The sequence below is a fragment of the Lutimonas sp. genome, from assembly GCF_051011215.1.
GTDB lineage: Bacteria > Bacteroidota > Bacteroidia > Flavobacteriales > Flavobacteriaceae > Lutimonas.
Window position 1 is genome coordinate 1 of record NZ_JBPCUJ010000156.1, and the last position, 8200, is coordinate 8200.

General features: G+C 35.2%; 10 protein-coding genes. 2 read left to right on the forward strand and 8 right to left on the reverse strand.

All coding sequences use genetic code 11. The features are described from left to right. Positions 1 to 107: 107 nt before the first annotated feature. From ACR2MV_RS14810 to ACR2MV_RS14820, 3 genes are read right to left on the reverse strand one after another with little or no spacing between them, the layout of a single operon-like run. The gene (locus ACR2MV_RS14810) at positions 108 to 443 is read right to left on the reverse strand and encodes an MGMT family protein (RefSeq protein WP_434022894.1); all 336 of its coding nucleotides are present in this window, start codon (positions 441 to 443) and stop codon (positions 108 to 110) included. Positions 444 to 494: 51 nt separating this feature from the next. Continuing rightward, positions 495 to 1166 (reverse strand): tRNA (guanosine(46)-N7)-methyltransferase TrmB, encoded by a 672-nt coding sequence (trmB, locus tag ACR2MV_RS14815; RefSeq protein WP_434022883.1) that lies wholly within the window; start codon positions 1164 to 1166, stop codon positions 495 to 497. A 24-nt stretch (positions 1167 to 1190) separates the two neighbouring features. Further along, complete coding sequence (locus ACR2MV_RS14820; protein ID WP_434022884.1) at positions 1191 to 1388, reverse strand: DUF6341 family protein; 198 nt, start codon at positions 1386 to 1388, stop codon at positions 1191 to 1193. A 125-nt stretch (positions 1389 to 1513) separates the two neighbouring features. Here ACR2MV_RS14820 and ACR2MV_RS14825 point away from each other — a divergent pair, with 125 nt between their 5' ends. Next, the gene (locus ACR2MV_RS14825) at positions 1514 to 2434 is read left to right on the forward strand and encodes a DUF6427 family protein (RefSeq protein WP_434022885.1); all 921 of its coding nucleotides are present in this window, start codon (positions 1514 to 1516) and stop codon (positions 2432 to 2434) included. A 1-nt stretch (position 2435) separates the two neighbouring features. Here the strand turns inward: ACR2MV_RS14825 and upp are convergent, their stop codons facing one another. From upp to ACR2MV_RS14850, 5 genes are all read right to left on the reverse strand, one after another. Next, complete coding sequence (upp, locus tag ACR2MV_RS14830; protein ID WP_434022886.1) at positions 2436 to 3086, reverse strand: uracil phosphoribosyltransferase; 651 nt, start codon at positions 3084 to 3086, stop codon at positions 2436 to 2438. A 196-nt stretch (positions 3087 to 3282) separates the two neighbouring features. Then, positions 3283 to 4362: a chorismate mutase gene (locus ACR2MV_RS14835; protein ID WP_434022888.1), complete on the reverse strand. Its 1080-nt coding sequence runs from the start codon at positions 4360 to 4362 to the stop codon at positions 3283 to 3285. Positions 4363 to 4364: 2 nt separating this feature from the next. Further along, a complete protein-coding gene (locus ACR2MV_RS14840) occupies positions 4365 to 5222 on the reverse strand; it encodes a prephenate dehydrogenase (protein ID WP_434022889.1) in 858 nt (285 codons plus the stop codon). After that, positions 5219 to 6367: a pyridoxal phosphate-dependent aminotransferase gene (locus ACR2MV_RS14845; protein WP_434022890.1), complete on the reverse strand. Its 1149-nt coding sequence runs from the start codon at positions 6365 to 6367 to the stop codon at positions 5219 to 5221. Before ACR2MV_RS14845 ends, ACR2MV_RS14840 begins: the two co-directional genes overlap by 4 nt. Beyond that, a complete protein-coding gene (locus ACR2MV_RS14850) occupies positions 6367 to 7203 on the reverse strand; it encodes a prephenate dehydratase (protein ID WP_434022892.1) in 837 nt (278 codons plus the stop codon). Before ACR2MV_RS14850 ends, ACR2MV_RS14845 begins: the two co-directional genes overlap by 1 nt. A gap of 327 nt (positions 7204 to 7530) precedes the next feature. On the opposite strand from ACR2MV_RS14850, the gene ACR2MV_RS14855 reads away from it, so the two are divergent. Then, a partial coding sequence (locus ACR2MV_RS14855; protein WP_434022895.1) for an ATP-binding cassette domain-containing protein occupies positions 7531 to 8200 on the forward strand: 670 nt, incomplete at its 3' end.

Genomic DNA, 8200 nt, shown 5'->3' on the forward strand with positions numbered 1-8200 from the left:
AGTTTCTTCATGGTTTAGTTAAAATTTTAGGTACAATTTAGCACAAATATAAAAAAGAAATTTCTTAAATCTTTCTTTTCAAAACAAAAAACTCAAATTTTTAAGATTTATTGTTGGATTAATTCAATATTTGGGTCCCAAAATTTTTCTTGGAGGTGTAAAATCTGATTATTTTCAACCTTAATATTTTCATTTTCTAGCAGTTGCTGCATGAGATTTGAACCTTTAAAATGATGTTTTCCAGTGAGCAGTCCCTGTTTATTAACCACTCGATGAGCGGGAATGGAATCATCTAAATGTGAGGCATTTAAAGCCCACCCAACCATTCTGGCAGAGCGTGGAGTTCCTAAAAATCGAGCGATGGCACCATAGGAAGTGACCCGTCCAAATGGGACTTGTTTTGTAATTTCATAAACTCTTTGAAAAAACCCTTCTTCTTTCATGTTTTCCATACCAATTTTGATTTGTTGAATTTACTAAAATTCAAGATCAAATTAATAATTAGTTCTAAACTGAACATAGGTAATGGCTTTATTCACCTCAAGATATTGATTTTCATAAAATGTTTGAATCCCGGTGGCTTCTTCCGGCGGGCTGGAACTATTATAAATATCATGATTCGCATAAAGGACTTCATGATTGCCTTCATGCAACAATCCCAGTAAGTATCCATGTAAAAATTCACTGTCCGTTTTCAAATGAACAAGTCCATCGGAATTTAGCAATTGCTGGTACTTTTCTAAAAAAGGTCTTGTGACCAGTCGATGCTTTGTTCTTTTATATTTAATCTGAGGATCAGGGAAAGTAATCCAGATTTCAGAAACTTCACCAGCTGCAAAGCAATGATCAATAAGCTCAATTTGAGTTCTCAGAAAGGCCACATTTTCTAAATTATTTTCAATGGCAGTTTTGGCACCCCTCCAAAAACGGGCTCCCTTAATGTCAATTCCAATAAAGTTTTTTTCAGGATATTTTTCGGCAAGGCTCACTGAATATTCACCTTTGCCACAACCTAGTTCTAAAACGACAGGGTTTTTATTATTAAAAAAAGTATGCCATTTTCCCTTCAAAGAAAAGTTGTCAAGAACTTCTTCCCGACTTGGTTGTACGACGTTCTTAAAGGCTTCGTTATCCTTAAAACGTTTTAATTTATTCTTACTTCCCAAAGGAAAATGGATTTTTTAATGTGACTATTCAGTCTTGGCTTTTCTAAATTTCTGTAGTTGCCCAAGCCAGTAAATAAATAAGCCAGAGGTGATGATAAAAAGAATCGCATTGAAAAAATTAGAAGCCCACCATCCATCAATAGATCTAATAGCATCGTAGGGAGCGAATAAAAATTCAGAAAACAATTCTCCAATTACTCTAAAAAAATTATTTGATATCATATTTAATTTTTTAAAATCAACTTAAACCTTAAGGCTTATGTTGCAAAAGTTTTTACATTAGCTTAATCTTGTGCAAAGATAATTGAGTTTGCCAAAAACAAAGGGCAAAATTAAAAAATATCATCATGATTGCCAATTTTTTTAATAAAACCAAGCCCATAAACTTTTTGGTTCTCGCAGTTTTGGTTTTTATTATTTTTTTAATCACCCTTTTTAAAGGTACTTCTGAACCTTTGAATTTTTATTTTTTCGTAAAAACCGGGCTTTTCCTTTTCCTCGCAATCGCAACAGTATTTGTTTTAAATTTCATCATACGTAAAAACTCACTTACAGAGGATAATTCATTGGCCATTTTGTTTTATATCCTATTAACCAGTTTCTTTCCAAATTCTTTCTTGTCGGAAGGGATTTTTGCTTCTAATTTTATTTTGCTTTTTGGTTTCAGGCGGATTTATAGTCTGAGATCATCTCTCGAAACAAAAGAAAAAATATTTGACGGTGCCTTTTGGATTGGGATAGCCAGTTTGTTTTATATCGGAAGTTTGATTTATTTAATTTTGGTGTACGCAGCCGTCATAATTTTTAGAAAGATAGAATGGAGGAATTTTATTATTCCTTTAATTGGAGTTCTTACACCGATATTTTTATCTTTCACATATTTATTGGCTTTTGACGACCTTGGTCGATTCTATGATCTTTGGACAGTTGATTTTGACCTGGGAATGGGGCCTTATTTGTCCAGTAGTTATCTGGTGCCTCTTTTGCTGATGGGGATACTTTCTGCTATAGCAATTTATCCAACGACTAAACGATCTTTACTGGCAAAAATAGATTTCAAAGCAACTTGGTCATTGCTGATTACTCATATTGGAATCTCCCTTATTCTGGTTTTTATTTCTCCTGATAAAGATGGCTCAGAACTGGTTTTTTTATTTTTTCCTATCAGCGTATTGTTTGCTAATTACCTTCAGGTAATCAATAGGTATTGGATCAAAGAGCTGATTATTTACTTGTTTATAATCACGTTTATTTATAAGCTCTTCTAAATTATATTTTTTCTCCGAATGCCAGATCTCCGGCATCACCCAGACCAGGAACAATATATCCTTTAGAATTTAAATCAGCATCAATCGTTGCCACCCATAAATGACTGTTTTCAGGAAAATGTTTCGCAACAAATTCAACGCCTTCTCTGGCCGCAATTACCGAGACGATATGTATCTGTTTTATGTTTCCCATATTTTTCAGGGCCTTTAATACAGCAACAAGTGAACTGCCAGTGGCGAGCATTGGATCGGCCAAGATAACCGTTTTACCTTCTAAAGAAGGGCTGGCCAGGTATTCAACTTTTATGTCAAAATCTTCTGTGGTAGTATGTTTCCGATAAGCTGAAATAAAGGCATTCTCAATTTGGTCAAAGTAGTTTAAAACACCTTGATGTAAGGGAAGACCTGCTCTTAAAACCGAGCAAAGAACTAATTTTTCAGAAACGATGGAAACATTTTTTTCGCCAAGTGGAGTTTGGACTGTTTTCGATCTGAAGCTCAATTTCTGACTCATTTCATAACTCAAGATTTCACCAATTCGTTCAATATTTCTTCTGAATCGCATCGAATCTTTCTGGATTTCCAGATCCCTGATTTCAGAAATAAAATGATTTAAAACAGAATTGGTTTCGGCTAAGTTATGTACAGTCATTTTTCTTAGAAATTTAGAACATATAAGTTTTCAACAGTCGGTAAATCAAAAGTATTTTCAGTAAAGAATAATTGTTTTCTCAAACCATGAAATTCGTTCGAGGGCACTATTGAAAATTATTTTTTTACATAAAAAAACTTTGGGATTCTGTCAAAGATAAGAATCCCAAAGAATAAAAGATTAAAAATCAGTCTAATTAACCGTTGATAATGTTCTCCTGATGTGCAATCGATTCCTGGTGAATGGCTTTAAAGATTTTTTCGATAAAATTCTTTGACAACCCTTGTTCTTCACCTTTGTCAATAACCTTTCCAAGAATTTCATTCCATCTTGTGGTTTGAAGAACTGCTACATTACTCTCTTTTTTAGCTTTACCAATGTTTTCAACTATTTGCATTCTTTCTGAAAGAGTCTCTAATAATTGCTCATCTTTGGCATTAATTTCCTTTCTAAGAGCATTTAATTTGGATAAAGATTCTTCTCTTTCAAAACGAGGCTTACGAACTTTTAATTCATCCATAATCTCAACAAGTCGAGAAGGAGTAATTTGTTGTTGCGCATCACTCCATGCCTTGTCAGGATCACAATGAGTTTCAATAATTAGCCCATCCATTTTAAGGTCTAAGGCAGTCTGAGAAACGTCAAAAATTCCTTCGCGGTTTCCACAGATATGCGAAGGGTCATTGATGATTGGCAAGGTTGGGTATTTACTTTTTAAGTCAATAGGAATTTGCCAGCTTGGAATGTTTCTGTAATTCGATTTTCTAAAAGAAGAAAATCCTCTGTGAATAGCACCTAAGTTGGTCACACCTTTTTTATGCAATCTTTCAATAGCGCCAATCCAAAGTGCTAAATCAGGATTAATAGGGTTTTTTACCAATACAATTTTATCAGTACCTGCAATGGCATCTGCGATCTCCTGAACGGCAAAAGGGTTTACAGTTGTTCTCGCTCCAATCCAAAGGATATCTATATCGAATTCAAGCGCTAATTTTGCATGTTGCGCATTGGCGATTTCGATAGCCGTTAACAATCCGGTTTCTTCCTTTACTTTTTTAAGCCATGGAAGCGCGACTGCTCCATTTCCTTCAAAAGACCCCGGTCTTGTCCTTGGTTTCCAAACACCAGCTCTGAATACAGTTGCGTCAGTATTTTTTAATTCATGGGCGATCTCAAGCACTTGCTGTTCACTCTCTGCACTACATGGTCCTGCGATTACAAGAGGATGCGCTAATTCCATGGCATCCAACCATGTTCTAAAATTTTTGTTTTCCATTTTCATTCATGTTTAATTCCGGCCAAAACGTCTTTGATTCTGTTTGTGTTTTCCATGATGTTTAAAACGTCATCGGCTGATTTTCTAGTTAAGATATCTTTAAATTGATTTAAATTTTTAATGTATTCTTCTAATGATTTCAATAAATTGTCCCTGTTTTGCATAAATATCGGAGTCCAGGTTTCCGGGTTGCTTTTTGCCAGCCTTACCGTAGAAGCAAACCCACTGCCAGCCATATTAAATATATTTTTTTCGTCTTTTTCAATTTCAAGTACTGTTTTACCTAACATAAAAGAACTAATATGTGAGAGGTGAGAAACATAAGCGATATGGGTATCATGCTGACTGGCAGAATCCATAAAAACATTTTTCATCTTTAGATTCTCAAAAATGGCCATCGCACGATCTACCATGACTGGGTTGCTGCGTTCTCTTTCGCAGATTATATTTACCTTACCGGTAAACAAATCATAAATGGCTGCTTCCGGTCCCGAAAATTCAGTACCTGCAATCGGATGTAATGCCACAAAATGTTCTCTGTTTTTATGATCTTTAATGGCGTCACAAACAGCTAACTTTGTCGATCCTACATCAAAAACCAAGGCATTTTCATTAATTAGATTTAGTACTTCAATTGTTATTTGAGGGATAACGTTTACGGGAACTGCTATAATAACAACATCCATTTCAGGGATGATACTTAAATCAGCCTTTTGAAAAATTATTCCCAGTTCCAAAGCCTTCTTTAAATGTTCCTCATTTTTGTCAATTCCATAAATAGTAGCCCAGGAATTCTTTTTTAATTCAAGCGCCAATGATCCGCCAATAAGTCCTAAACCAATTACTGCAATTTTTTTCATGACAAATTCATTTTTGATATGCGATTCAATACTTCCTTCATCTTGTTCTTTTCCACACAAAGAGAAAATCGTATATATCCTTCACCTTGAGAGCCGAAAACAGTTCCGGGGGTAATAAACACATCGTGATCATATAAAATCATGTCTGTAATTTCTTCTGATTTTTTACCAACGGGTATTTTAGCCCATACAAAGAGGCCAGAACTATCTTTGTCATAGCTACACCCCAAGATGTCACAGATTTCCCAGATAATGCTTCGTCGTTCTTTGTAAACCAGGTTCATTGAATCAAACCAGTCTGAAGATAATTTTAAGGCTTCAATAGCTCCTTTTTGAATGCCGTAAAACATGCCAGAGTCCATATTGCTTTTTACTTTCAAAATCGCATTAATGTGATCTTCGTGACCCACTACCATTCCAACTCTCCAACCGGCCATATTAAAAGTTTTGCTGAGAGAGTTTAATTCGATGGCAACATCTTTAGCTCCATCAACGGACAAAATACTCTGAGGCTCATCATTTAAAACGAAGCTATATGGATTGTCATTCACAATTAAGATATCATGCTTTTTTCCAAAAGCAATCAGTTCTTTGAATAGTGCCTCATTTCCATTGCTTCCTGTAGGCATATGCGGATAATTGACCCACATAATTTTTACCTTGCTGAGGTCATTTTTTTCTATGGCATTCAAGTCAGGCCACCAATGCTTATTTTCATGGAGTTTGTATAAAACAGGCTCTGCCTCAATCAGTTTTGTGACTGAAGCGTAGGTTGGGTAACCAGGATCCGGAATCAGTACCTGATCTCCTTGATTTAAAAAGGCCATTGAAATATGCAATATCCCTTCTTTTGAACCCATTAAAGGCAGTACTTGATTTTCAAATTTCAGATCAACACTGTAATATTTTTTATAAAAATCGGCGATTGCTTTTCTCAGATCAGGAAGACCCTGGTAGCTTTGGTAGCCATGTGTGTCTGCGTTTTTCAGAGCGCTGATAACCTTTTCCGGAGGTGAAAGGTCAGGGCTTCCAATACCTAGATTAATAATAGGCTTACCTTGCTCAATAAGCGACCTTACTTCTCTTAATTTGATAGAAAAGTAGTACTCTTTTACGTCATTTAATCTTTTCGCCGTGCTTAACATTATGCGTTATTTTGATGGTATTCACCTAATATTTTAAGGTCGTTAACTTTTTTTGAAATAAGGTGTAATGCATTTTTATAAAGCACAAAATCCTCTATAACAAGGTCAATGAAAAACGCATAATTCCATGGTTTTTCTATTATTGGCAGCGATTGAATCTTAGTAAGGTTGAGCTCATGTTTCCCAAAAATGTCCAAAATTTCAGCCAAACTTCCCGCATCGTGCTTTGTTACAAACTTTACTGAGGCTTTATCCTTTACATCACCTAATTTGCTGGGGTGGTAAGGACTATCATTGTTGTTCTTCAAAATGAAAAAACGGGTTGAATTGTTCTTTATCGTCTGTATATCATCTTTTAAAACTTCCAAGTCATACATCTCTGCGGCCATTTTGCTTGCGATGGCTGCGACACCTTTTATGTTATCTCTTTGAATTCGTTGTGCAACTTCTGCTGTGTCTTTCTCTTCAATTAATTTGAATTGTGGTTGGCTCCTGAAAAATTTACGACACTGCAGTAGAGCCATCGGATGCGACCACACTTCTTTAATGTCCTCGAGAGACTGACCTTGAAGAGCCATTAGGTGATGATGGATATTTATATAAACCTCACCTTCTATACTCAGATTGAATTCATCAATCAATGCATAGTTCGGGAGTATGGCGCCGGCAATGGAATTTTCTATCGCCATCACAGCACTATCTACCTTACCTTCCTTCAGCAGAACAGGAATTTCCGTAAATGACATACATTCCACCAATTCAATATCCTGACCAAAATATTTATTGGCCACAATATGGTGGAAAGATCCCTTTATTCCCTGTATGGCTATTTTCATTATTCTCTTGAGTTATAAATAAAAAAAAAGCCTCGTTAAAACGAGACTTAATATGTTATTATAATTGATCTATACATCACAAGCCTCATCTCTATTTTGTAAAAAAATAAAAGTAAAACCAGTTAGAAATTTGTACAGAAATAGTCATTAAAATCAAAATTAGGCAGCAAATCTATGAATTAATTTTTCAATTACAAGTGTTTTTTCAAAAAGTTTGATGATAATTCAACAATAATAGTAAATGACCCTTATTATTCTTATTCTTTTCTGGATCAAATTTGTGAAAATTTTGTTTATTTGCAAAAATTTATTTACAGTCATAATTATATGTCTATTCTGGTTGACAATATTGTTAAAAACTACAGCACTCAAAATGCTTTGAGAGGAGTTAGTTTTAAGATTGATTCAGGAGAAATTGTTGGGTTTTTAGGGCCCAACGGTGCTGGAAAGTCGACCATGATGAAAATCATTACAACCTATATCGAAGCAACAAGCGGTTCAGTGCATGTGAATGGATATAATACGAAGGGCAATAGTTTGCAGGTGAAACAATCTGTTGGCTATTTACCAGAACACAATCCTCTGTATTTAGATTTTTATGTAAGAGAGTATTTGAAGTTTCATGCGGAGATTCATAAAATTACCGATGAAAGAATTCAAGAGGTTATTGACTTAGTTGGATTAATCGATATCAAAGGGAAGAAAATTGGACAATTGTCTAAAGGATATCGACAAAGAGTAGGACTTGCAGCTGCCTTGCTTCACGACCCCGAAGTTTTAATTCTCGATGAGCCGACTACCGGATTAGATCCAAATCAATTAAAGGACATAAGAGACCTTGTCAAAGAGATAGGAAAATCAAAAACCATTTTATTGTCTACCCACATCATGCAGGAGGTAGAAGCTATGTGTGATCGAGCCATCATTATAAATAAAGGAGCTATAGTTGCAGACAAAAAGCTTGAAGACCTGCTCACACATCAACATCAGGTTATTG

Excerpts from the sequence above, each read along its gene's own strand:
- ACR2MV_RS14810 (WP_434022894.1), bottom strand. The coding sequence starts at position 443 with ATGAAAGAAGAAGGGTTTTTTCAAAGAGTTTATGAAATTACAAAACAA.
- ACR2MV_RS14820 (WP_434022884.1), bottom strand. The coding sequence starts at position 1,388 with ATGATATCAAATAATTTTTTTAGAGTAATTGGAGAATTGTTTTCTGAA.
- ACR2MV_RS14825 (WP_434022885.1), top strand. The coding sequence starts at position 1,514 with ATGATTGCCAATTTTTTTAATAAAACCAAGCCCATAAACTTTTTGGTT.
- upp (WP_434022886.1), bottom strand. The coding sequence starts at position 3,086 with ATGACTGTACATAACTTAGCCGAAACCAATTCTGTTTTAAATCATTTT.
- ACR2MV_RS14835 (WP_434022888.1), bottom strand. The coding sequence starts at position 4,362 with ATGGAAAACAAAAATTTTAGAACATGGTTGGATGCCATGGAATTAGCG.
- ACR2MV_RS14840 (WP_434022889.1), bottom strand. The coding sequence starts at position 5,222 with ATGAAAAAAATTGCAGTAATTGGTTTAGGACTTATTGGCGGATCATTG.
- ACR2MV_RS14845 (WP_434022890.1), bottom strand. The coding sequence starts at position 6,367 with ATGTTAAGCACGGCGAAAAGATTAAATGACGTAAAAGAGTACTACTTT.
- ACR2MV_RS14850 (WP_434022892.1), bottom strand. The coding sequence starts at position 7,203 with ATGAAAATAGCCATACAGGGAATAAAGGGATCTTTCCACCATATTGTG.